Annotated in this window: 21 protein-coding genes; 14 read left to right on the top strand and 7 right to left on the bottom strand. The window is 62.0% G+C overall.

Annotated features, from left to right (window positions below; genetic code table 11):
• Window positions 1–107: 107 nt before the first annotated feature.
• From AC6IZO_RS02130 to AC6IZO_RS02105, 6 genes are all read right to left on the bottom strand, one after another.
• A complete protein-coding gene (locus AC6IZO_RS02130) occupies window positions 108–2,573 on the bottom strand; it encodes a hypothetical protein (protein ID WP_497807528.1) in 2,466 nt (821 codons plus the stop codon).
• A 105-nt stretch (window positions 2,574–2,678) separates the two neighbouring features.
• Window positions 2,679–3,410, bottom strand: coding sequence for a peptidoglycan-associated lipoprotein Pal (gene pal, locus AC6IZO_RS02125; protein WP_497807526.1), 732 nt, complete (start codon window positions 3,408–3,410; stop codon window positions 2,679–2,681).
• 68 nt (window positions 3,411–3,478) lie between these two features.
• The gene (locus AC6IZO_RS02120) at window positions 3,479–3,748 is read right to left on the bottom strand and encodes a hypothetical protein (protein ID WP_497807524.1); all 270 of its coding nucleotides are present in this window, start codon (window positions 3,746–3,748) and stop codon (window positions 3,479–3,481) included.
• 317 nt (window positions 3,749–4,065) lie between these two features.
• Window positions 4,066–5,460 carry a hypothetical protein gene (locus AC6IZO_RS02115; RefSeq protein WP_497807522.1) on the bottom strand — a complete coding sequence of 465 codons (1,395 nt, stop codon included), beginning with the start codon at window positions 5,458–5,460 and terminating at the stop codon, window positions 4,066–4,068.
• A gap of 87 nt (window positions 5,461–5,547) precedes the next feature.
• Window positions 5,548–7,398 (bottom strand): DUF3373 family protein, encoded by a 1,851-nt coding sequence (locus tag AC6IZO_RS02110; RefSeq protein ID WP_497807520.1) that lies wholly within the window; start codon window positions 7,396–7,398, stop codon window positions 5,548–5,550.
• Window positions 7,399–7,543: 145 nt separating this feature from the next.
• A complete protein-coding gene (locus tag AC6IZO_RS02105; protein ID WP_497807518.1) occupies window positions 7,544–7,879 on the bottom strand; it encodes a c-type cytochrome in 336 nt (111 codons plus the stop codon).
• Between the two features lie 207 nt (window positions 7,880–8,086).
• On the opposite strand from AC6IZO_RS02105, the gene AC6IZO_RS02100 reads away from it, so the two are divergent.
• The gene (locus tag AC6IZO_RS02100) at window positions 8,087–8,446 is read left to right on the top strand and encodes an ArsR/SmtB family transcription factor (protein ID WP_497807516.1); all 360 of its coding nucleotides are present in this window, start codon (window positions 8,087–8,089) and stop codon (window positions 8,444–8,446) included.
• A 3-nt stretch (window positions 8,447–8,449) separates the two neighbouring features.
• Here AC6IZO_RS02100 and AC6IZO_RS02095 read toward each other — a convergent pair whose 3' ends face one another.
• A complete protein-coding gene (locus AC6IZO_RS02095) occupies window positions 8,450–8,836 on the bottom strand; it encodes a PadR family transcriptional regulator (RefSeq protein ID WP_497807514.1) in 387 nt (128 codons plus the stop codon).
• A 410-nt stretch (window positions 8,837–9,246) separates the two neighbouring features.
• Here AC6IZO_RS02095 and AC6IZO_RS02090 point away from each other — a divergent pair, with 410 nt between their 5' ends.
• From AC6IZO_RS02090 to trpS, 13 genes are all read left to right on the top strand, one after another.
• Window positions 9,247–9,594: a VOC family protein gene (locus tag AC6IZO_RS02090; protein WP_497807512.1), complete on the top strand. Its 348-nt coding sequence runs from the start codon at window positions 9,247–9,249 to the stop codon at window positions 9,592–9,594.
• A 249-nt stretch (window positions 9,595–9,843) separates the two neighbouring features.
• Complete coding sequence (locus AC6IZO_RS02085) at window positions 9,844–10,893, top strand: ABC transporter substrate-binding protein (RefSeq protein ID WP_497809912.1); 1,050 nt, start codon at window positions 9,844–9,846, stop codon at window positions 10,891–10,893.
• Window positions 10,894–11,260: 367 nt separating this feature from the next.
• Window positions 11,261–11,998 carry an RNA polymerase sigma factor gene (locus AC6IZO_RS02080; protein ID WP_497807510.1) on the top strand — a complete coding sequence of 246 codons (738 nt, stop codon included), beginning with the start codon at window positions 11,261–11,263 and terminating at the stop codon, window positions 11,996–11,998.
• Window positions 11,995–12,657 carry an anti-sigma factor family protein gene (locus AC6IZO_RS02075; RefSeq protein WP_497807508.1) on the top strand — a complete coding sequence of 221 codons (663 nt, stop codon included), beginning with the start codon at window positions 11,995–11,997 and terminating at the stop codon, window positions 12,655–12,657. The genes AC6IZO_RS02080 and AC6IZO_RS02075 overlap by 4 nt, the downstream gene beginning before the upstream one ends.
• Window positions 12,658–12,908: 251 nt before the next feature.
• Window positions 12,909–14,474, top strand: a complete 1,566-nt coding sequence (locus AC6IZO_RS02070; RefSeq protein ID WP_497807506.1) for a hypothetical protein — start codon at window positions 12,909–12,911, stop codon at window positions 14,472–14,474.
• A 24-nt stretch (window positions 14,475–14,498) separates the two neighbouring features.
• The gene (locus AC6IZO_RS02065; protein ID WP_497807504.1) at window positions 14,499–15,326 is read left to right on the top strand and encodes a hypothetical protein; all 828 of its coding nucleotides are present in this window, start codon (window positions 14,499–14,501) and stop codon (window positions 15,324–15,326) included.
• A gap of 54 nt (window positions 15,327–15,380) precedes the next feature.
• Window positions 15,381–16,127, top strand: a complete 747-nt coding sequence (rnc, locus tag AC6IZO_RS02060; protein ID WP_497807502.1) for a ribonuclease III — start codon at window positions 15,381–15,383, stop codon at window positions 16,125–16,127.
• Window positions 16,128–16,129: 2 nt separating this feature from the next.
• Entirely contained in the window at window positions 16,130–17,002 is an 873-nt protein-coding gene (gene lepB / locus AC6IZO_RS02055; protein WP_497807500.1) for a signal peptidase I, read from the top strand.
• Window positions 17,003–17,047: 45 nt separating this feature from the next.
• A complete protein-coding gene (gene lepB / locus AC6IZO_RS02050; RefSeq protein WP_497807498.1) occupies window positions 17,048–17,836 on the top strand; it encodes a signal peptidase I in 789 nt (262 codons plus the stop codon).
• Window positions 17,836–20,358 carry an AsmA family protein gene (locus AC6IZO_RS02045; protein ID WP_497807496.1) on the top strand — a complete coding sequence of 841 codons (2,523 nt, stop codon included), beginning with the start codon at window positions 17,836–17,838 and terminating at the stop codon, window positions 20,356–20,358. The genes lepB (AC6IZO_RS02050) and AC6IZO_RS02045 overlap by 1 nt, the downstream gene beginning before the upstream one ends.
• 17 nt (window positions 20,359–20,375) lie before the next feature.
• Window positions 20,376–20,936 (top strand): hypothetical protein, encoded by a 561-nt coding sequence (locus tag AC6IZO_RS02040; RefSeq protein ID WP_497807494.1) that lies wholly within the window; start codon window positions 20,376–20,378, stop codon window positions 20,934–20,936.
• 68 nt (window positions 20,937–21,004) lie between these two features.
• Complete coding sequence (locus AC6IZO_RS02035; protein ID WP_497807492.1) at window positions 21,005–21,667, top strand: site-2 protease family protein; 663 nt, start codon at window positions 21,005–21,007, stop codon at window positions 21,665–21,667.
• Window positions 21,667–22,785 (top strand): tryptophan--tRNA ligase, encoded by a 1,119-nt coding sequence (trpS, locus tag AC6IZO_RS02030; RefSeq protein WP_497807490.1) that lies wholly within the window; start codon window positions 21,667–21,669, stop codon window positions 22,783–22,785. The genes AC6IZO_RS02035 and trpS overlap by 1 nt, the downstream gene beginning before the upstream one ends.
• Window position 22,786 lies beyond the last annotated feature (1 nt).

Genomic DNA, 22,786 nt, shown 5'->3' with positions numbered 1-22,786 from the left:
CTAGCTTCCGATGCTGGCGGCGGCGCAGTGCCACTTTCCGATAGGAAACGGAAAAGGCGCGGAACGATTCCGCGCCTCTCGATGATTTTCGTACGGCTGGTGGGTAGCTATTGTGCAGGAGCCGGAACCTCCGGCAGAACAGGTAGCGCCGCCACATTGATCGTCGCTGCGTCATCGCGCAGCTTCAGGTAGAGCCGCGTACCGCGCGGTTGCGGTACCGCGAGCGTTGCCTCGGCAAAGCCGGACGGCACCGAGATAGGCTGCGCAAGATCCTTCTCCGAGGAAACGGAATCGATGAGGTAGAGCTGCTCGCCGTGCAGCGTGCAGGGCTTGTCTGCGTCTTCCGGACACCGGACTTCCTTGAGCACAGGAAGGCGCACCAGTTTCACCAGCGGCTGCCACTCCCCGGCGGTGCCGTCTTCGGCGACTGCGCGGAACTGCAAGGCGCCGAAGGCAGAGGCACCGAAGGCCTTGCGTGGCGTAAGCGAGGCAAAGACCGTCTGCGCGTCTTGCAAGGTAAGGTCTCCGCCAGTAACGCTGAGCTGCGCCGAGAATGAGCCGTCAGTGCTGGCCACTTCGATTTTCATGCTCCGCGGAAACTTGGCCGGACTGGCAGCCTTGACGACGAATGAGAGTGTGCCATCGAGCGGCAGGTCATCGACGCTGGCCAACTTTATGTTGGAGGCACCGGCGCGGACCGTCTTGCTCACCAGCGTAATCGACGGGCGTGGCGCGTCCACATGCGAGGCGACTTCGAGCACGCGTCCATCCTTGAGCGTGACCTTGGCTGTGAAGGCCTTGCCGATACCCAGCGCGGAGTTGACTGCCTCGTGCGCGTTCAGTTCCAGCTCTTCCTGCGCGCCAGAGTGCTTCAGCCCGGCAGGCGCAAAGTGCGTACCGCTGATCTCCGCGCCCGCCACCTGGTCAAGCCGGCTGCCCTTCAGCAATGCGCGGCTATCACCGGCGTGCAGTTCAAACTGTTCGAGCTTGCTGCCTTCGGCGTAGGTTTCGGTGGCGATCACAACAGGCTGCTTCAGACCGAACTGTTTGATCTCCAGCTTGGCCGCCTGCGGCTTCACATCTGCCAGCGGAAACTTCACTTCCAGCTCATCCGGCGCACTCAGTTTCCAGGTGGCCTTCAAAGGCTTGTCGTCCTTGCCCTGGAATGGCTTACCGTCCTTGTCGTTGAGCGCGATCTCTTCCACGCAGCAGGCCGAATTCGAGTGCAGCTTGAGCGTGCGCTCGGCCCCTACCACCAGCGAATCCGCAGCATCGGCGGGCAGCTTCCACTCGGCTGCAGCAGGCAGGTTCCGCACGGGGAATGACGGCCCGTGGAAGCTCTGGAAGCCCCAGGTACCGCGCAGCTCGGCCGTAGCATCAGCGCCAATTTCGGCAGGAAGCGTGATGGGAGTGACCGGAGCAAAGCCTCCGAGCGTGGCATCCGGGCGTACCGGAATATCCGTGCTCTTGCCTGCGCGGTTCTGCACATGCACGGAGTAATCATGGCCAAACTGCGAGGCGAAAATCACCGGCGCGCTTTCAATGGTGAAAGCCAGCGCGGGCTTCTGCGCGCAAAACACCTGCTTGGCGTCCAGCGGACGCAGAATGGGAGGCACCGCGCGCTCCACCGGCGGCAACGCCACCACCATCACCGACATGGGCTTGTGGAAGGACGGCGGGTTGTTCAGCCGCAGCCTCATCTGTTCACCCTCCGGCAGCGCCAGCGCGGGAATGTACTGGTACTGGGCGGTGTGCAGGTTCTCGAAGACCTTGGCCAGATCAACGATGACGCCGAGATACGGGCTGAACGATCCGCCACCGGCTGCGCCCGTTGCGCTCACCGCTTCCGCCAAGTCGGCCGTGGGACCGTTGGACAGCTTGGCGAGCATGGATTGGCCGTGGCCGTCATCGAGCACCATCTGATCGGTGTTCTGCGTCAGGCACGGCCCCTGCTGCTCAGTCGGCTTGTCATAACACTGGCTGTCCACCTTCAAGTTCAGGCTGCGCGCCAGCACTGGAGCAATCTCGTGCAGGGTTTTCGGATCTTTTGCAGTGGCGTCATGCACGGCGCTCAAATAGCGCTCAAGACGCATGCGGTCCATGCTCGCCAGGTTCAGGTCCTGCGCCGAGCGGACGAAGGCACCGGGCTTGCCGCGCACGGCCGAACGCAACGTGTCAAAGTCGCCGCCCGTCTGCGGCGCAAAGAAGATGAGCGCCTGCTGCGCCTGCTGCGGCACCACCACGGTCACGCCTTCTTCAATAACGGGCTTGGTCCAGGTCTCAACCTTGGTGAACCAGGTCTCCGGCGGAGGGTTGGTGGCTCCGCGCAGGAAGGCCACCACCATCAGATAGCGCACGGACTGGCTGTCCGGAAACGCGGGGTGAATCCAGAGGCGGTCTCCCGGCTGCAACGCTGGTACCTGCGCGATGGGCAGGTGCTTGCCCGCACGCGTCACGGAGACCTCCAGCTTCGGCCCCGTGAGGTCGAACGCGGCTTCCGCAAAGCCATACGTTGTGCAGCAAAGCAGTACCACAGCCGCCAGCCGGGCGATGTTCCATTTCATCGCAGACATTCCTTCCGCCTCGATTCCAAACTTGTTTCTCTAAAGAAAGTATAGATAAAGACACGAAGGCCGGGGGTGGCGACTTCCCTTGCCTGCCCCCGGCCCGCGTTGCAATTAGCGGTCGAGCGTGAAGTGCGCGCGACGGTTCTGCTGATAGCAGGCTTCATTGCTCTCCGTGCAGAACGGCTTTTCCTTACCGTAGCTGACGGTGCGGATCTGGCTGGCCGGAATGCCCAGCTTGGCCAGAGCGCTGCTTACGCTGTTGGCGCGGTTGGTGCCGAGCGCCAGGTTGTAATCCTCCGAGCCACGCTCATCGCAGTGTCCGGAGATGAGGATCTTGAAGCTCGGGTGAGCCTTCAGGAACTCGAAGTCGGCATTCAGGCTAGCCTGGTCGGCCGCGCGGACTTCCGCCTTGTCGTAGTCAAAGTAGATGTCCTTCACGTGCGAGGCAAACAACTCCTCGTCGCTCGGGCCAGCGGCCTTGACCGGCGGCGGCGGAACCGTGACGGTGACGCGCGCGTTGGCTTCAGCGGTACCGCCCTGGCCCTTCGCGGTCAGCGTGTAGGTGGTGGAATCAGCCGGGCTGACGCTGCGGCTGCCGCTGGCAGGAACCGTGCCCAGGCCGGCAATGGTGATGTCGGTGGCGTTCTGGGTCGACCAGTTCAACTGCGCGGACTGTCCGCGCTCGATGCTGCCCGGCGTAGCGGTCAGAGTGGCGGTCGGCGCGGCCGGCGGCGGAGGCGGCACCGGCTTGGCGGCGGCAACCTTCTTATGGCAGGCACTCACAAACAACATGGCAGAAAGCAATGCAATCAACCCCAGCAAGCGGGGAAGACGAGTCTTCATACACTCCTCCTCAGAAGTGAACGCAAATATCAGAAATTTCGGAATAGAGAAACGGTGGGAGAACTGCGCTAGCAGCGCAGGCAGGTGCAGGACTGACGCTCCGTTGCGGAGACACAAGCGGGTTCTGGCGCCGGATGCATGCGCAGAGCGCGTGCCAGCAGATCCGCAATAGCCAGACTGGAGAGCATCAGGAAAACCCGGCGAATCGCCTCAAGGGCGCGCAGGGCCGTGGTGGGTCCGTGCGTTTGCGTGAACGAGCCGAAGCTGGCCGGAAAAAAGAACAGCATCAGCACAGTCAGCATCGCCAACAGCGTCACGGATTTGAGAGTCAGGGCCACTTTCATCTTTCTGGCAACTCACCGACACCACTGCATTGACTATAACCCTGCCGCCAGAGAAGAGTTTTGCGGTCCAAAGAGTTTTTTGCACAACCCGCTTCGGCTCCTCTGCGTTTCCCCTGTTACAGAGATCAAGTATCCGTGGAGACTAAATGGCTATGCAATTGATTCCAAATATATTAGACGGGGTAAGGGCTACACGCACACGCGCGCCGGCGAAAATCGAAACGCGGCGTTACAATTTTCGCCAGAAATAGTCAGCCGGCGAGCGGCACCCCACTCTCCGGCTGACTTCCCGTGAACCTTCCCGACCGTGCCTACTTGTGCGCGAGCGGCTTGGCCGAGGGGTTCGGGTCTGCGTTGTAGCCGAGCGCCTTCCAGTCCATGCGGCCGGAAGCACCGTGGCAGTCGGCGCAGCGCAACGCCTGCTTAGCGGGCACCACCCCGTGGTAGATGCCCATGTAGCGGGTGGTCTCCGTCCAACCGTAGTTCGGCTTCTTGATGCCGTAAGTCTGCACGGAAGCCTCCACGATTGCCTTGTCCATCTCGCCCGTCTGGAAGAACTCCTCCACCTGAATCGGCAGAATCCAGTTCTTGTCCTTGATGTAGGGCAGTTTGGCGCGATGCAGCTTGAAGGCGTGGATGCGCGCGTTCGGATCGTTGCGCGAGCCTTCCGGTACCATCATGGCCACAGAGCCGTCGGCCAGCCGGTTAAGCGGCTCGCCGAGCAGTTGCTCGCGGGTGTTGCCGTTGAACCACGCGTAGACCGGCTTCACGTTCTTCTGCAGGCTGATGGTGGCCGAGTACTTGTCGCGCTCCTTGTCGTAGCTCGGTGTGGACCAGTCACGCTGCATGTCGGTGGCATCCGTGCGCGCGAAATCCGGAATGTGGCAAACAGTACAATCGACGCGCTTGGCGTGGCGGTTCAGGTCGGCGTCCTTGTGCGGAGCCTCCTTGTGGCAATCCTGGCAGCGGACGGTGGCCGGCATGTCATTCGCCGAGAGATCCGCGCCACGGCCCTTCACACGGTGGTCGCTTCCCTTGTGGCAGCCAATGCACTGCAGGTTGGCGCCGTCGGTGCCCATGTGCACGTCGTAGTCCTTGGTGGTGTTGGCCAGAACGTACTCAATGTCTCCGCGCTTGTAGTTGGCGCCGCCGCCGGAGTTGGCGTGGCAGCGCAGACACATGGAACGCGTAGGCAGCGAGATGCGCTTGGAGACCGAATCCAATCCTTCCTTGTTCTCCCACAGAATCGGACGCCACTCCCACGAACCGTCGGCTTTCTTGTAGACGTCGCGGCGGTAGCCGGAGGCGTGGCACTGCAGGCAGTCAATGTTCTCCAACTGCGCCTGAGACATCTTGGGCTCCGGCTTCAGGCCCAGGCCCGCATGGCAGGCCGAGCAGCCGCGCGTGATGACTTCGCCTTCCTTGTTCTCGACCTTGCCGATCCAGTTAGCGGTTGGATTGGTGCAGAAATCGTTAATGGTATTCATTTTGCCCAGGCGCTTGCCGTGGGCATTGGTAATGTGCGCCGCCTCTCCCACCCACTGGTAGTGCTGCGCGTTGAAGAAAGACTTGGCTTCCTTCTCGTGGCAGGTCAGGCAGGTCTTGGTGCCCTCGTAGTGTTCAAAGTAATCGGCGTGCGAACTCTGCTGGGCAAAGCAGACGGCGCCGGACAAAAGAAACGCAAGAATGAAGAGCTGTTTACGCAAGAGGAATCTCCTGTTCAGAGTGCACGGGCCGCGTGCGGGTAAGGAATGGGGCCGCAATACGTCGCGGCCCCTCAGGAGGTAACGAGCTTAGAACCGCGCCGTCAGGCCAAAGGTCAGCATGTTGGCCTTGTCGTAGCTGGCAAAGCCGAGCACCGGCGTCTGGTCCATGCGCTTGGGAGCGCCCACGTGCCAGCCCGAGTTCGACCAGTCGTACTGGAAGCGCTGGTAATCCGCCTTGAAGATGAAGTGGCGGTTGATGCGATGCGTCACATACGCCTCATAGGCGTTGCCGCGCACGCTCGTCTTCGGCGAGAGGATGTCATCCTCAGCCTGCGCGAAGTTAAACCAGTACTTGGAGCCGTGGTTGTACTCGAAGCCCAGCTTGGTGGCGCCGTGGTTCTTGGGCACGCTGTAACGCGCGCCAAAGTAGCCCATCCAGCCGTCGTGGTCCTGCGGCGTCTCAAACGGATCGGAGCCGAGGCCGCCAAACGGAGAGGTCTGCCCGTTCGGGCGCAGGCTGTCCCAGTTCAAGCTGCTGTACAGGTCCCAATCCTTCACGCGAATCTGACCGTTGATGCCGTACAGGAAGATGTTGCCGAGGTTGGCCGAAGGCGTATAGCGCATGATGACCGGCGCGCTGATGGCGGCGCCCGTCACCGGATTGTTGTTCAGCACCAGTTCGCCATTAAAGCCGTCCGTGACGTTCCAGGCCTTGGCGATGGTGACCTGCAACAGAGCCTTATCGGTGGCGTAAAGATCAAAGTTTCCGCCGAGGAAGTGCACGCTGCGCAGACGGTCCGCCGGATTCTGCAGCAGTTGTCCGTTGCCGAAGCCTGCGTCGTAGCCCAGGCCGTAGCACAGGCGGAGCGAGGTCTTGTCGGAAACGTGGTAGCCCAGCGTGAGACCGTCGAACTGATAGTTGATGAGTGCGCCCGACGGAGTGCCACCACGCGGCTCGTCGTCACGGAAGTTCATCGGCGGGCCATCGGTCGAGGGACGACGGCCAACCGAGAGATACAACTTGGAGCCGCCAATGTCCTTCCAGGTGAAGTAGGCGCGCTCAACGCGCAGCATGTCGCCGGAAGGAACGGCCGTGGTGGTGCCGTCAATGGCCATCGACGTGGCCTGTCCGTTGAAGACCTGCACGCCGGTGGAATCACCAAACGTCTTGTACATGCTCAGGCGGGCCGTAACCGAAACGTTGTCACTCACCTTGGCGTCGAGGTTCAGGCGCAGGCGGTTGGTCAGCACCGCATTGGCGTCTGCCGCGTAGCCCTTGGTGTAGATGCCCGGCACCTGCATCAGGTAGTTCTGCAGCATCTGCTGCATGGCCGCCGGATAAGCCGCCATGCCGGACTTCAACTGCGAGAACGTCAGATTGTTGGTGTAGTACTGGTACTGGCTGTAGTTGGTCTGGATCAGCGAGTTGACCATCGACTGGTACTGCGCAGGCGTCATCGCGCTGAGCATGTTCGGATCGAACGTCATGCCGAGTCCGCCCGAGGTGGTGGGCGAGAACATCCACATAGTGTTGACCAGCATGTTCTGCATCTTCATGCCGTCGTAGAAATTCGGCACCGTGCCGAAGATCGAGTGCGACTCGGCACGGAGGTCACCGCTCCAGTTCACGCGGTCCAGTGCATTCTTGCGCTCGGCGGCCGTCGCCTTGGTCTCCAGCTCCCTCACGTCGGCCTTCAGGCTCTCGATCTGCTGCTGCGTGGAGCTGGATTCAGCGGCCGGTTGCGGGGCCGGAGCCGCGGGCGCTTCCGGCGCTTTCTTCTCTGTGGAGTCCAGGCGCTGCTGCATGCTCTGGACGAGGTTCTCAAGCTGTTCGACTTTCTTCTTCAACTGCTCGGTCTCACTGCTGCCGGCAGACTGCGCGAAGGCACCGCCCACAAACAACAGCAGCGCCGCCGCAACGGCAATCATCTTTTTCATTGCTTGCTCCTTGTCCTGCCCGTGGCAGGAGTCATCTCTGGCACTTCGCCGTGGTTGGGCCATTGCGCGAAGAGTGTGTCCGTCTTTCTCATCGCCGGGCAAAAATGCCCGGCTTCTTCACGGACATACCTTTCGCGAATCCGGCCTAACCGCAGGTGGCCGGCTGCTCGGAGTCGGCAGCATGGTCCACGCAGAAGTTCTGGATTTCCTTCAGCTCGTCGGGAGTGAGGCCTTCCAGCAGCTTCTTGTTCGTGCCTGGGTGAATGACGGTCTGGTGCGAAGGAGCAAACTTGACCTTGAAGAACTTGGACCACTGGTCCTGGGTGAGCGACAGCGGAGAGAACGCGCCGTTCTTCGAGCCTTTGTCATGGCAGACCTTGCAATTGGTGCGATACAGGGTCTTGCCATCAGCGGCGAAGGAAACGGTGGCGAACGCTCCGAGGAGAACAGCGACTGCGGCGGTACGGATGTATGAAGTCATAGGTTCTGTCTTCTCTCTCGGTAGTTGCAATTTGCAATTACTCAGTTGCGAAATTTCGCAACTGTTGTACGATGAAACCACCGCCGGAAGATGTGACGCGCATCACGTTGCAATGGTCATTTACGAAAGGCGGGCGCCCGCCGCGGAGCCGGACGTTGTATCTTAGGAGTGGCAGACGGGCAGTAATTCACAAGGCCGGTTTAACTAATGAGTCCTACAAAAGCAGAAAACGGCAGAAAGACCAAGACGAAGATTGATTTCAAGGTCTACGAAATGCAGGCACAGATCTGCAAGGCGTTCGCGAACCCCGTGCGCCTGGTCATTCTGGACCTGGTTTCCAAAGGGGAAATGCAGTGCTCTGAGTTGCAGGAGATTCTCGGCATCACGCGCGCGAACCTGTCGCAGCACATTGCCATCTTGCGCGCGGCTGGAATTCTTTCGTTCCGGCGTGAAGGCAAGCAGATCTACTGCTCGCTCGCCATCCCCGAGGTCAAGCAGGCCTGCCAGATCGTGCACAAGGTTCTGGAAACCCAGTGCGAGGATGCCAGCCGCACCATCCGGCGCTGAGCGCTACTTCAACACCGAGCGGGTCTTGCGGACGTAGGTCTGCATCGAACGCGAAAGGTGCTCGAGCACATCTGCCCAATCCCGCAAGTGGCGCTCGCCAGCCTTGGTGAGCGAATAGGTTCGCCGTGCAGGACCGGATTCCGAGGGCTTCCAACTCGACTTGACGAAGCCGTTCTCTTCCAAGCGGCGCAGCGTGCGGTAGAGCGCCGCACCTTCAATCTCCGAATCCGTCAACGTATGTTCCTTCATTCCCGCAGCCAGATCGTAACCATACGAGCGGCCTCGCTCCTTCAGCATGTAAAGCACCACCGGCTCTACAAAGCGGTAGATGTTTCCCATGGCGCAGGTGCAGGGGAGTTCGTCGGGATGTTTCAGGCAGCCTCGGCTCATGCGGCGAGCATAGCATAGCCGCGGCCTCCGATTGCGCGCATCCGGCGCATGAAACCGATGGTGCACGTCAGCAGGAAAGCCCGGCTTCCCCAGCCGCAAATTCCGCGAGGAAGCGGGTTGCTCTGCAAGTTTGCGCCAGATCTCATCAGCCCGAACGGGCCTCTCCTCTCCTACTCTCTCAAGAACCCGGCAGATTCCGGCAACTCAACTCGGCAGAGCCACGAAAGTCCTGACAAGCCTCTGTTACACTCACCCGGTACCTCGGCGGCCTCGTTCTGTTCTCCCTATCCGTGAGGCCCTACCCGGCTCTTCTCCTCGCAAAGAGCATGGATGGAGGAATGCGAGCACGCATCCGTGGTGCGCCTGCCCTCCGGCTTCGGCGGCACGGCCACCACGCAGGAGACTTTGTCATGACCGCACGACACAACGGCATCGACTACATCGAGTTCTTCGCACCCGACCCGGTAAAGGCCCGCGTCTTCTACGAGCAGGCTTTCGGTTGGCAATTCAAGGAGTACAGCCCCGACTACACCTCGTTCCACACACCGTCCATCTCCGGCGGCTTCCGCCGCGGGGCCGTGGCGGCCTCGGGCGCGCCGCTCATCGTGCTCTATGCCGACGACCTCGCACAGGCCGAGCAGCGTGTGCGCGCCGCCGGAGGCACCGTTACCAAGCCGGTCTTTACCTTCCCCGGCGGCTCGCGCTTTGAGTTCACCGACCCCAGCGGCAACCAGCTCGCCGTGTGGAATGACAAGTAGCCTGCGGCGGTAAATCGCGCGGCGCAGCTTCGGCTGCGCCGTTTTCTATTGCGAGCCACGCGGCGCATCGCCTCTTATAAATGTCATTGTATTTATTACGGAACAATGCCATTCTGGCAGACGCGCGGAGGCCTGTGCTTCCCTTCTTCCGCCACGGCCCGGCATTTGCCCGGAGTCGCGCGAAAACGAGCTACTCCGCTCCGCGCGCCAGGCTGCCAACGGCAGCGTTGGGAGGATTAAACGTTGAAGATGCAAAGCAAGAACCGCCTTGGGTGTGCCGCTGCAGCTCTCGCACTGATGGCGGCCCTCGGAACCGCCCCCTTACACGCCCAGCAGACGAAGATCATCACCGACATGTGCGGGAATAAGGTGGAAGTGCCCGCCACGCCGACGAAGATTGCCGCCATGCATTGCGTTTCGCCGGAAAAGATCATGACGCTCGGCCAGGGACAGTCGCTGGCCGTGATGGCCAAGCAGTCGCCGTGGGCCTACAAGCTGTTTCCGGAGATTGCCACCGCCAAGGGCTTGCAGAACGCCACGCCCGACAACCTGAAGAAGATGGATGTCGATTTCGTGCTCTACACGCCAGGCATGACCAAGGAAAACCCGTTCAGCGCCGCCGGCATCAAGACCGTCTGCGCCTTCTCCGCCGATGACCGGCCGATGAAGATCGCGGACTTCACCCGCAGTTTCGAGGGACAGGTCACGTTCTTCGGCAACCTGCTCGGCGGGGACGCCAAGGCGCGCGCCGCAAAGTACAACGCCTATTACGAGAAGAAGGTGAAGCAGATTCTGGCCATCACCGCGAAGATTCCGGAGAAGGAGCGCCCGCGCGTCTACTACGGCGGACTGCGCTTCAGCATGTTGAACGGCCAGGGCAAGGGCAGCGTGATGCACTGGAACACCGTCATCGCCGGTGGCAACTATGTCTCCGAGACGCTCGCCGACAACCACTCGCACGCCACCATGGAGCAGGTGGAGGCGTGGAACCCGGACATCATCCTCGTCAGCGGCCTGGCGGATTCGACCGACTTTGTGACCAAGGACCCGAAGTGGGCGGCGCTGAAGGCCGTCAAGGCGGGCAAGGTCTACCTTTTGCCGCAGGGCATCTACGCCTGGGACCATGCCAGCAATGAGAATGTGCTGCTTATGATCTACATGGCCAAGCTGTTCTACCCGCAGCAGTTCAAGCACTGGGACATGGTGAAGGAGATGAAGACCTTCTACTCGGAGATTTACTGCAAGACGATTACCGACGCGGACGCCCAGCGCATCCTCGACCATCTGCCGCCGCAATAAGCTTTGCTGTAATCATCCTCACGACTCCTTGCCCCACTCAGGCCTCGTCCGCCGGAGTGGGGCCTTTTTTGTTTTGCGCGCTCCAGAAATCCGTCACACGTATCAGTTCGGAACACGCGGGCGGCTGGAATCCCCGCAAAATAAGCACAATTTCATCGATTTCAACGGAACAAACCGGCAGGAATTGGGGTCTATAGCTAGTGAACGGGGCCGAATGGAAGGCTTGCCGGGGTGTATCCGGCGATGGCTCCCCGCCGGGCAGGCTGGCGGAACGGCTTTAAGTGGCTGATGCGTTTTGACTTGGCGGAAATTGCCAAAGCACATTTGGTTGTTGACGCCGGTGGATCGCAGTAGAATGGAGGAGACGGTGCAAACCGTTGGAGCAACCACTGTGGGCGAGCTCGACCGCGCAATCCAAGTGCGCACGGAAGAGACTCTGATCGTCGCCGAGTTGAAGGCGGGATCGGAAGATGCCTACGCGTGGCTCATCACTCAGTTCCATCAGCCCATCTACAGCCTGGTTTACCGCCTGCTGGACGACCCTGCCGACGCGCCGGACACGGTGCAGGAGGTCTTCCTGAAGGTCTTCCGCGGAATCCAGCGCTTCCAGGGTGATAGCAGCCTGAAAACCTGGATTTACCGCATTGCCGTGCACGAGGCAAGCAACCGGCGCCGGTGGTTCTTCCGGCACAAGGTGCGTGAGACCTCGATTGCACAGGCGCAGGAAACGGATGCTGAATACGTCGCCAACATCAGCGAGGTTCGTGAATCGCTGGTGGATGAAGGCGACAGCCCGCTGGACGCGGTCCTGCGAGGCGAACTGTGTGCCACGGTCGAACAGGTGTTGGGCGAGTTGCCGGAACCCTACCGGACAACGGTTGTACTGCGCGACATCGAAGACCTGAGCTACGAGGAAATTGCCCAAGTAATGGACGTTTCCCTGGGAACCGTGAAGTCCCGCCTGGTGCGGGGACGCGATGCGCTGCGCAAACGGCTGCTGAAGCATGCGCCGGTGCTCGGAACAGGGTTTGCCAAGGAAGCGGATACGCCGCGACCGCGCCGCGAGGCGCTGCGTGGCGGACAGGAAATAGAGGTTTTGCCATGAAGTGCGCAGAAGCAAAAAGCCAACTTTCGCCCTGCTTGGACAGGGCGTTGACTGGCAAACAAGTGAGCGCGCTGAACCAGCACCTGGCCGAATGCGCCAGTTGCCGCCGCGAGTACATGCTGATGCAGTCGACACAGCGCATGCTCGCCTCGCTTGCGCCCGTACAGCCGCCGAAGGATCTGGCATTGAAGGTTCGCATCGCGGTGTCACGCGAACTCGCCGCCAGCCGCCGCAACCCCTGGGAGGGAGTGCTGGTGCGCCTGAGCAACGCGGTCAATGCCCTGCTGGTGCCCGCAACGGCCGGCACGCTGACGGCGGTCATCATGTTCGGCCTGCTGATCGGCATGATGTTCCCGCGCCAGGTCAATGGCGCCGATGTGCCGCTCATGGTCCACACGGCGCCGCAGTTGAGCTTTGCGCCCTTCGGCGTGGAAGCCGGAGCGCTCAACGGGGATGCCTTGGTGGTGGAAGCCACGGTCGATTCGCGCGGGCGAGTGCAGGACTATCGCATTCTGAATGCTCCGGCCAACGCGGAGCGGTTGATGCCCGAACTGAAGAACATGCTGATTTTCTCGGTGTTCCGCCCGGCCACCAGTTTTGGACAGCCGGTAAGCGGCAAGGTGATTCTTTCGTTCAGCAAGATCAACGTCGCCGGATAGCGCGGCAGTCTTTATCAGTAACAGGTGGCAAGGCGGCGGGCATCCGCCGCTTTGCTGTTTCCGGGGAATCCTCGCAGACGCGGGGCGGGTAACGTCGCGGTGCGACTGCCGGTCGCAGACGCGGGGCGGGTAACGCGGCTATATGCCGCTGCCGATGACTGGCAGACCGTTGATTCCCCAAGGTGAACACCGTACACTGGCAGCAGTACGTCTCCAGTTTCAGAGGCTTTTCGGAGGCCCTCCTGGTCCTTATGACCCGATCGTTTTCCGTCCTGAGTTTGGCAATTATCCTGGGCGCCGCAACGCTTGTGGCGCAGTCGAACCCCAAGTCGCAGCCTGCGGCCAAGGCCCCGGCACAGCAATCCACCGTGCCGAGTCCGCTGGCCAGCAGCCAGCCGCAGATGAGCATGGAGACCAGCGAGGCGCTGTTCGCGGTCATGGCCACTATCAACGCCTGTGGCTTTGATCAGGATCTGGCAGGCTCCGCGCCGGTGCGCGAGCGGATTCGCGAAGAAGTGGTGCAGGCGGCCCGCAGCGAGAAGGCGCAGGAAGACCTGCGAATGGCCTGCCGCTTCTATGCCGACCACATGCAGCCGGACACGGCGCGCCAACTCGGCCAGTACATTTCCCTGGGGTTGAATATGGGGGCCGGCCCGCAGTTTGAGCTGAAGGTGCAGGAAGCCGACCTTCCGCCGGATGCCGGCAACGTGCTCGGCATTGCGCCGCTGGTGCGCAACTTCTACAAGTCGGCGCAGTTGGGAGACATCTGGAAGGCCCATCGCCGGGACTATGCTGCGCTGGTCGACGCCTACGGCGAATCCGTGCACAACATGCTGCTGGCCACGGACGTCTACCTGCGGCGCGGCAGCACGTATGGCCGCCGCAGCTTCATCGTCTACCTGGAGCCGATGTCGGCGCCTGCGCTTGTCAATTCGCGCAACTACGGCGACGACTATTTCATGGTGTTCTCGCCGACGCCGAAGGGCATCAAGCTGGAGCAGGTTCGCCACGCCTACCTGCACTTTGTGCTTGACCCGCTGGCGCAGTCGCGCGGCAACAGCATGCGCCGGCTGGAGCCGCTGCTGCGGCTGGTGGCCAAGGCCCCGCTCGACGACAGCTTCAAGTTCGACATTTCCCTGCTGGTCAACGAGTCGCTCATCCGTGCCATCGAGGCACGGCTCCTGGGCGGCCGCGACGGCAGCGAGGACGACCGGCAACGGTCCGTCGAGCAGTCCATGCGCGAGGGCTTCATCCTCACCCAGTATTTCTATGGAACGCTGAAGAAGTTTGAGGCTGATCCAGAGGCCATCAACTATGCCTACGGCACATGGCTTCTGGAGATCAAGCTGGAAGACGAAACCAAGCGCGCCCAGCAGATTCGCTTTGCGTCCACCGCCACGCCGGAGCTGGTTCGCAAGCCTGAGCGCCGCCAGCCCATGCTGGACCTCGCCGAGCGCGCCATCGCCGCCGGGAATCTGGACGGCGCCAGGAAGTTCGCCCTCGACGCCATGAACAAGGGCGAGGACTCCGGACAGGCGTGGTTCATGATGGCCCGCGTTTCCACCCTTGAGGGCAAGATGTCCGAAGCGCAGGCGAATTTTGAACGCGCGCTTGGGCTGACGAAGAATACGAAGGTGCTGGCCTGGTCGCACATTTATCTGGGCCGCATTTATGACATGCAGGAAGAGCGCGCTAAAGCCCTGGAACACTACAACGCAGCGTTGAAGGCCGATGATGGCAAGGAAGTGCAGGCGGCCGCCAACCGTGGCCTGCAGAAACCTTACAGCGCGCCGCGCGGCACGGGTTCGAACGAATAGCGCTGCTGCACGCAGGAGAAGATGATGAAGCAGGTATGTATGTTTGCGGCGTCGTTGTTGATGACCGCCTCGCTGTGGGCGCAGAGCGCCCCCGCCCCCCAGGCACCGGCACAACCGGCCGCGCAGGCCGCCAGTCAACCTGCGGTGAACCACGGCCCGCAGGCCAAAACGCCGGAAGAGTTGAAGGCGTATCAGGATGTTCTGGCACTGGCAAAGGACCCGCAGGCCATGGAGACGGCCGCCGGTGCGTTTGCCGAAAAGTATCCGGCCAGCGAACTGCGCGCTTCTCTGTTCCAACAGTTGACGGCGATGTACGACAACGCCGGAGCCAGCGACAAGGCGGTGGCACTGGCTCGCCGGACACTCTCGTATGACTCCAAAAATGCGCTGGCCATGGTGATTCTGGCGGGCAACCTGGCCGAGCACACCAAGGACTCCGACCTGGACAAGGCGGAGCGGTTGAATGAAGCCATCGAAGTTGGAACCAAGGCGCTCGGCGCCATCGACCACATGTTCGTGCCGCCGCACTTCACGCCCGAACAGGCCGAGCAGGTGAAGAACAACCTCCGCTCGTGGACCTATGATGCCATCGGCCTGGCCAACTATTCCAAGCAGCAATATCCGGCCTCGGAGGCCGCGCTGCTGAAGTCGGTGGAGCTCAGCAAGGACAAGCCCAACCTGGTGACGCTGCTGCGGCTGGCCATTACGCAGGACAAGCTGACCAAGTACGCCGAAGCCATGTCGACGATCAACAAGTGCCTGGCCTTGGCGCAGCCCGGCTCCGCAGTGGAAGTGCTGGCCAAGCAGGAAAAAGACCGGTTGACGAAGCTGACCGCCAACCTTTTGAAGTAACGAAGCAAGTTTGCGCCCCTGCCCTGCAACCTGCGGCGGGGGCGCCTCCCTACCATGAAGCACACCACCAACCCGGCATCGCTGAAAGAGCTTGAATCCGCGCTCGGACACACGTTTGTGCATCCGGAGCTGCTGGAGCGCGCCATGACGCACAGCTCGCTGGCCAGCGAGCGTGGCAATGGCACGCTCGACAACGAGCCACTCGAATTTCTTGGAGACTCCGTGCTGGGGCTGGTAACCAGCCTGGAGCTGTTCGCACGCTTTCCGCAATTCAACGAGGGCAAGCTGAGTAAGCTGAAGGCCCATCTGGTGAGTTCGCGCCATCTGCTGCGCACCGCCAATGATTTGGAACTGGGCCGCTTCCTGCGGCTGGGACGCGGCGAGGAAAAGACCGGCGGGCGCGGCAAAGCCGCCCTGCTGGCAGACGCGGTGGAGGCCACCATCGCCGCGCTCTACCTCGACGCCGGGCTGGAAACCGCACAGTGCTTCATCCATCGCCGCATTCTGGAGCCGGAACTTGAGCGCATTGGTCCCGAGGCCGAACTGGGACTCAACACCGACCACAAATCGCGTCTGCAGGAGTGCCTGCAGGCTACCGGACGCCCCGCGCCACACTACGAACTGGTGGATTCCTTCGGCCCCGAACACAAGAAAACCTTTGCGGTGGAAGCGCAGTTGATCTCGCGCGAGGGCGAAGTGGAACATGTGGAACGCGCGCAAGGCCCGACCAAGAAGCGCGCCGAACAGATCGCTGCCGAACGCATGCTGGCCTGGATGAAGTCCGCGCAGGAGAAGGCCTGACCGTGGATGAGCTGAACAACCCGTCCGCACCGCTTCCGCCGGAAGCAGCCGAGTTGATCCCGGATGCGGCGTATCCGGAAGCGCCGGTGAACGAGCCGCGTGCGGCCATGCCCTCGCGCAGGGCGGTTGCCGCTACGAGCGCCTTCACCAGCGCAATGGAAGGGCTTCAGGCGCTGGCCATCACGGTTGCCATCGCAGTCTTCGTCATCTGCTTTCTGGTGCAGGCCTTCACGATCCCGTCGGAATCGATGGAAGACACGCTGCTGGTAGGCGACTACCTGCTGGTGGACAAGACGCGCTACGCAGGCGACGGCGTCTTTGACTGGGCCATGCCATACCGCCCCATCCACCGTGGAGACATGGTCGTCTTCCGTCCGCCGCAGCATCCCAGCGAGCACTACGTAAAGCGCGTGATCGGCATGCCGGGCGACCGGCTGAAGATGGTGCGCCGCCGCGTCTACATTAACGGGCAAATGCTCTGGGAACCGTACGTCGTATTCAAGTCCAGTTTTCCGGACGCCTTCCGCGACAACTTCCCCAACGGCAGCGCCATCTCGCCGGAGATGACCGTGCGCTGGCACCAGCAGATGAAGAAGTGGGTGGAGAACGGCGAGCTGATCGTCCCGCGCGACATGTATTTCGTGATGGGCGACAACCGCAACCAGAGCGCCGACAGCCGCTACTGGGGCTTTGTGCCCCGCGAAAACGTCGTCGGACGGCCGCTGCTGATTTACTGGTCCATGGACGCGCAGGCCGCCGACAGCGACGACGATGCGCCCAGCCCCGCGGGTGATAAACTCTTGACGTGGCGGGACCGCCTCGCGCTGGGTTGGAACCATCTGCGCTGGCACCGCATGTTTCGTCTGGTCCGCTGACCCCCTGGGCAGGCGGGCAGGCCTATTCCAAGCCTTACAGGACTGATGACGTTGGCCAACGAAGAAACTTCTGTTCGCAATTCCGAAACCGAGTCAAACCAGCCGCCCAAGGAGACGACCGCAGAGTTCATCTCCTCGATCGCCAGCGTGCTGGTCATCGGACTTTTCATCATTACGTTCGTCCTGCAGGCCTTTGAGATTCCCTCCAGTTCGATGGAAGACACGCTGCTGATCGGCGACCACGTGTTCGTGGACCGCATCCGGCTGGCGCCCACCACCAGCTGGATGAAGTGGATGATTCCCTACCGCGAGCCGCATCGTGGAGACATTGTGGTCTTCGTGTCGCCTTCGACGCCCGGCCTGTTCGTGGTCAAGCGCGTCATCGGCCAGCCCGGCGACCGCATCCACCTGCGCAACGGCAAGGTGTACCTGAACGGCGTGCCGCAGAACGAACCGCAGGTGAAGCATGCCCTCGGCAATTTCAATCCATATCGCGATGAGTTCCCCTCCGTGCAGGCCGACCCCGAAGAGGTGAGCAGTTACTGGCTCTACACCATGCGTGGGCATATTGAAGGCGAGGACATTGTGGTTCCGCCTGACTCCTACTTCGGCATGGGTGACAACCGCGACGTCTCGCTCGACAGCCGTTACTGGGGCTTCATTCCCCGTGAGAACATCCTCGGCCGCCCCATGTTCAACTACTGGTCGTTCATCACGCCGGCCACGCAGTGGCAGCAGACCGACATCGGCAGCCGCGTCGGATTCCTCTTCCACATCGTCACCCACTTCTTCACGGAAACGCGCTGGTCGCGCATGTTCCACCTGGTGCACTAATGACAACGCGGACCGCGAAGCGCTGGGGCATTGGACTGGTGGTGGTGGCGCTGCTGGCGCTGTTTCTTCCGCCTTACATCAACGTAAAACGGTTCCAGCATCGCCTGGCGGATTCCATGAGCCAGGCGATGGGCCGCCCCGTTACGATCAGCAACGTTTCGCTGCGGCTGGTGCCGCAGCCTGGCTTTGACATGGAGAACCTTGTTGTCGCCGACGACAAGGCTTACAGCGCCGAACCCATTCTGCGCGCCGACGAAGTGACCGCCTATCTGCGGCTGACTTCGCTGTGGCGCGGCCAGCTCGAAGTCGCCAAGCTCTCCCTGAAGTACCCGAGCCTGAACCTGGTACGCGGCGCGGACGGCCACTGGAACGTGGAGTCTCTGCTGTGGAAGGCCACGACCACACCGGCGGCGCCGACCAATGAGCGCGCTCCGCAGTCGAGACCTCGCTTCCCGTACATCTCGGCCACCAATGGCCGTATCAACCTGGTGCGCGGACTGGAGAAAAGCGTCTACTCGCTGACAGAGGCTGATTTCTCTCTTTACAGCCAGGCGGAAGGCCAGTGGCGCGTGCGGCTGGAAGCGCGCCCGGTGCGCACGGATGTAAAGATCTCCGACACCGGCACACTGAAGGTTGATGGCGTTTTCGGACACGCCGATTACCTGCGCAACAGCCCTGTGCACGCCACCGTGGTGTGGCAGCACGGCCAACTTGGACAGTTGAGCAACTTGGCCTCCGGACAGGACATGGGCTGGCGCGGTGAAATGTTGTTCTCCGCCAAGCTGAACGGTTCGCCCGCCGATCTGCACTTTGAGACGTCCACGGGTATCACCGATTTCCGCCGCTGGGACGTTGTGGGCAGCAGCCAGTTGAACCTGCAGTCGCAGTGCACCGGCACCTTCAGCAGCACCGACGAGAGCCTGCGCGCGCTGCAATGCCGCTTCCCCTTCGCCGACGGCACGGTGTTGCTGAGCAGCGACATGACCGCGCTCAGCGGCGACCGCTTCGACCTGAACGTTGCGGCCGAGAAATTGCCGCTGCGTACCGTGGTGAGCCTGGCCAAGCACGTCAAGAGCGAGATTGCCGACGACCTGGACGCCAGCGGCACTTTGACCGCTTCGTTCCACGTCAACAAGCAGGATGCCTCCGCCGATGCGGCTTGGACCGGTGGCGGCGAGGCCGATGCACTGGTGCTGCGCAGCGCCGTGCTCGGTCAGGACCTGACAATCAGCAAAGCCGATTTCGTGATCCGCACGCCGCAGCCGCAGGCTCCGGCCAAGGGCAAGCACGCTCGCGCGGCCAAGGCCGTGCCGGCAACTCCGGCTACGAATGCGCTGGTATTCAATCCGTTCCCGCTCGCGCTGGGTGGCGCACAACCGGCCACGGCCGGCGGACGCCTCGACACCAAGGGCTACGAACTGGATCTCAAGGGAGACTCCACACTGGAGCGCCTGCTACAGGTGGCACGCACGCTCGGTGTGGGCGCACCCAAGTTCACGCTCGCGGGCAAAAGCGCAGTCGACCTGAAACTGGCGGGCGAATGGATGAGCAGCCGAAGCACGCTCTCCGGAACCATGCAGTGGAAGGACGCGCATGCTGAGGTTCCGGGGATGAACGATCCTCTGGAGCTGACGCAGGCGCACGTGACGCTGGCGGAAAACCGCATGAGCCTGCAATCGCTGGCAGGCGCCGTGGGCAAAGCGCGCTTCACGGGCAGCGCCAGCATGCCGCGCTCCTGCACGCCGGACCAGCCCTGTGAATCCAGCTTTGTGCTGCAGTTTGACGAGATTGATCCGGACCAGTGGAACAACGCGCTGAATCCGCGCGTGCGACGCCGCTGGTTCAAGCTGTTCGGCTCCAACGACGCACGCAACCTGGTGAGCACCATGAAGACCACCGGACACATCAGCGCGCGCCGCATCCTGCTGGGCTTTGGCACGGCCACCGAGGCGGAAGCCGACGTGACGTTGCGCGACGGTGTGGCCGAGTTGAAGAACCTGCACATGAGCCTGTTTGGCGGCGATGTGCGCGGCGACGCCAAGATGAGCTTTGCCGGAGAGCAGCCGGAATACAGCGGCAGCGGACTGCTGGCAAAGATGAACGTGGCACAGCTCTCGGAGAAGACAAGGCTCGCGCTCGGCACCGGCGTCCTCAACGGACACTGGGAGTTGCACATGACCGGATGGCGGCAGAGCGAGCTGGCGAAGTCGGCCGTGGCGCGCAGCGAAGTGACCTGGACCAACGGCACGCTCAAGTCCATCACGCTCGACGGCCACACCCCGGTGAAGTTCTCGACCTTCGGCACCACGCTGACGCTCGAAAAGAGCAAGCTGAGCTTTGAGCCTGGACTGCTGCAGGCCGGCCCGGCTGCCTACGAAGTGAGCGGCAGCGCCAACACCGACAGTGTGCTGGACCTGAAGTTCCAGACCGGACAGAACAGCGGATTCCACGTTACCGGAGACCTGCAGAAACCGCAGATCGCCCCCCTGACTCCGCAAGCCGAGGCCAAGCCGAAGAAGTGACGAAGCGCTGCTGCACATTGGCCTTGATGGTCTTGTTCTCGGCGGCGCTTACGGCGCAACTGCGGGGCACTTCGGCTGCTTATGCGGCGGCCGAAGCGAAGTTCCATCGCATGGGGGAGAACGCCACCAGCGTGCCGGTACGCGAAGAGACCACCGTGTTGAAGGAAGCCGAGTGGAACGCCTACCTCGGCGAGGGCGGCGTGAAGCTGCCTCCGGGCGTGCGCAAGCCGCACTGCACGAGCGAGCCCGGCGCAGTCACCTGCACGGCTACCGTGGATTTCGACGAGCTGACCTCGGCAAGGCCCGGTCACGCTCCCCGCTTTCCGCTGTTCATCGGCACGCACGATGTGAAGGGCGAAGCGCACGTGTGGGGTACGCAGGGTGACGGCTTTGTGCAGGTCGCCACGGTGGAGATCGACGGCATTGCCGTGCCGCGCCGCCTGCTGGAGTACTTTGCGTCAACCTTCCTGCGGCCAAAGAACGGGCAGCACATCGGGCTGTATACCAAGTTTCCGCTGCCAGCGCATATCGAGTCCGCCGGGGTCGGCGCGCACGACGTAACATTGGTCCAGAAGTAACGCGGCACGGCCTGCCAACGGCTCCCCCCGCTGCGTGTTACTCTAGTTTCGACTAGGATTTACAGGCCATGCCACAACAAGGCGTAGAAATTTTCTTCCAGATCATGGCGTTTTTGTTCGCCCTCAGCTTCCATGAGTCGGCGCACGCCTGGGTTGCCGAACGTTGCGGCGACCCGACGGGCCGCATGCTGGGGCGCATCACCATGAACCCGATCGCGCACATCGACCCCCTGGGGACGATCGTGATGCCGCTGCTGGCGGCCTTCACGCACATACCGCTGATCGGCTGGGCCAAGCCCGTGCCGGTAAACCCGCTGAACTTCCGCCACATCCGCCGCGACGACATACTCGTTTCGCTCGCCGGACCGGTCAGCAACATGATTCTGGCGGTAGCTTCGGTGGTGGTCCTGGCCATCTGCCGCTTCGCCAGCGGCATGCACCTGGCGGCGCTGTACATGGGACTTGGCGGCAGCGTCTGGCAGGCTCTGGTCGTCATGTTCCTCATGATGATGGAAGTCAACCTTTTGCTGGCGGTCTTCAACTGCATCCCCATTCCTCCGCTGGATGGCAGCCACGTGCTGCGCCATCTGCTGCCGGAGTCGATGCAGGAGACCTTTGACCGCGTCGGCATGTTCGGCCTGCTGATTCTGATGTTTCTCGGCGGACGCATGCTGAGCGTGATGCTCGCGCCAGTCGAGCAATTCTTCTACAACATATTGGACAGACTGTAATGGTAGATACGGCAAAGCAAGCAGCGGGCCGCGTGTTGAGCGGCATGAGACCAACCGGAAAACTTCACATCGGACACTACGTTGGTGCGCTCCAGAACTGGGACCGCCTGCAGGAGACGCATGACTGCTTCTTCTTTGTGGCCGACTGGCACGCGCTGACGACCGATTACGCCGACACCACGCGCATCAAATCGAACATCATCGAGATGGTTTACGACTTTCTCGCCGCCGGGCTTGATCCGGAGAAGGCGACCATCTTCATCCAGTCGCATGTGCCGCAGCACGCCGAGCTTCACCTGCTGCTCTCGATGATGACGCCGCTCGGATGGCTGGAGCGCGTTCCCACCTACAAGGAACAGCGCGAGAATATCAAGGACAAGGACCTGGGAACCTACGGCTTCCTCGGCTATCCGGTGCTGATGACAAGCGACATCATTCTCTACAGCCCGTCGATCAAGCTGCCGGAAGATAAGCGCAAGCTGCTGGTTCCTGTGGGCGAAGACCAGGTGCCGCACCTTGAGATTTCGCGCGAGATCGCGCGCCGCTTCAACCAGTTCTACCCGCTGAAGAATGTTGCCGCTGCCAGCACCGAGGACGACAAGCGCCCCGGCGTCTTTGCCGAGCCGCAGGCCCTGCTGACTCCGGCGGCCAAGCTGCCCGGCACCGACGGCCGCAAAATGTCGAAGTCCTATGGCAACTCCATCATGCTGAGCGATCCGGAATCCGAAGTGCGCAGCAAGCTGAAGACGATGGTGACGGACCCGGCGCGCGTGCGCCGCACCGACAAGGGCAATCCGGACATCTGCCCCGTCGGCGACCTGCACAAAATCTTCAGCGATGCCGAAACCATGGCGAAGGTCCGCGAGGGCTGCACCACCGCCGGAATCGGCTGCATCCAGTGCAAGGGCTGGGCGGCGGACAACCTGATGAAGGTGCTGGCCCCGATCCACGAGCGCCGCGCCCACTTTGAGCAGAAGCCCAAGCAGGTGTGGGAGCTGCTGGAGGAAGGTTCGGCTCGCGCGCGCAAGGCCGCCGAGGATACACTGGAGGCCGCGCGGGAAGTGATGGGCATGGCCCACAGCTATACCGACAACGACACCGCGAAGGAAACCAAGTAGC

This window comes from Oryzophilus luti (assembly GCF_059726245.1).
The sequence above is the reverse complement of the archived record's forward strand: the minus strand, read 5'-3'. Positions and strand labels throughout refer to the sequence as shown.

What these genes read in the sequence shown, in the direction of transcription:
- AC6IZO_RS02085 (WP_497809912.1), top strand. Translation starts at nt 9,844, where the DNA reads ATGCAAAGCAAGAACCGCCTTGGGTGTGCCGCTGCAGCTCTCGCACTG.
- lepB (WP_497807498.1), top strand. Translation starts at nt 17,048, where the DNA reads ATGACGTTGGCCAACGAAGAAACTTCTGTTCGCAATTCCGAAACCGAG.
- AC6IZO_RS02110 (WP_497807520.1), bottom strand. Translation starts at nt 7,398, where the DNA reads ATGAAAAAGATGATTGCCGTTGCGGCGGCGCTGCTGTTGTTTGTGGGC.
- AC6IZO_RS02045 (WP_497807496.1), top strand. Translation starts at nt 17,836, where the DNA reads ATGACAACGCGGACCGCGAAGCGCTGGGGCATTGGACTGGTGGTGGTG.
- AC6IZO_RS02130 (WP_497807528.1), bottom strand. Translation starts at nt 2,573, where the DNA reads ATGTCTGCGATGAAATGGAACATCGCCCGGCTGGCGGCTGTGGTACTG.
- AC6IZO_RS02090 (WP_497807512.1), top strand. Translation starts at nt 9,247, where the DNA reads ATGACCGCACGACACAACGGCATCGACTACATCGAGTTCTTCGCACCC.
- AC6IZO_RS02035 (WP_497807492.1), top strand. Translation starts at nt 21,005, where the DNA reads ATGCCACAACAAGGCGTAGAAATTTTCTTCCAGATCATGGCGTTTTTG.
- rnc (WP_497807502.1), top strand. Translation starts at nt 15,381, where the DNA reads ATGAAGCACACCACCAACCCGGCATCGCTGAAAGAGCTTGAATCCGCG.
- AC6IZO_RS02105 (WP_497807518.1), bottom strand. Translation starts at nt 7,879, where the DNA reads ATGACTTCATACATCCGTACCGCCGCAGTCGCTGTTCTCCTCGGAGCG.
- pal (WP_497807526.1), bottom strand. Translation starts at nt 3,410, where the DNA reads ATGAAGACTCGTCTTCCCCGCTTGCTGGGGTTGATTGCATTGCTTTCT.
- trpS (WP_497807490.1), top strand. Translation starts at nt 21,667, where the DNA reads ATGGTAGATACGGCAAAGCAAGCAGCGGGCCGCGTGTTGAGCGGCATG.
- AC6IZO_RS02100 (WP_497807516.1), top strand. Translation starts at nt 8,087, where the DNA reads ATGAGTCCTACAAAAGCAGAAAACGGCAGAAAGACCAAGACGAAGATT.
- AC6IZO_RS02070 (WP_497807506.1), top strand. Translation starts at nt 12,909, where the DNA reads ATGACCCGATCGTTTTCCGTCCTGAGTTTGGCAATTATCCTGGGCGCC.
- AC6IZO_RS02075 (WP_497807508.1), top strand. Translation starts at nt 11,995, where the DNA reads ATGAAGTGCGCAGAAGCAAAAAGCCAACTTTCGCCCTGCTTGGACAGG.
- AC6IZO_RS02095 (WP_497807514.1), bottom strand. Translation starts at nt 8,836, where the DNA reads ATGAGCCGAGGCTGCCTGAAACATCCCGACGAACTCCCCTGCACCTGC.
- AC6IZO_RS02065 (WP_497807504.1), top strand. Translation starts at nt 14,499, where the DNA reads ATGAAGCAGGTATGTATGTTTGCGGCGTCGTTGTTGATGACCGCCTCG.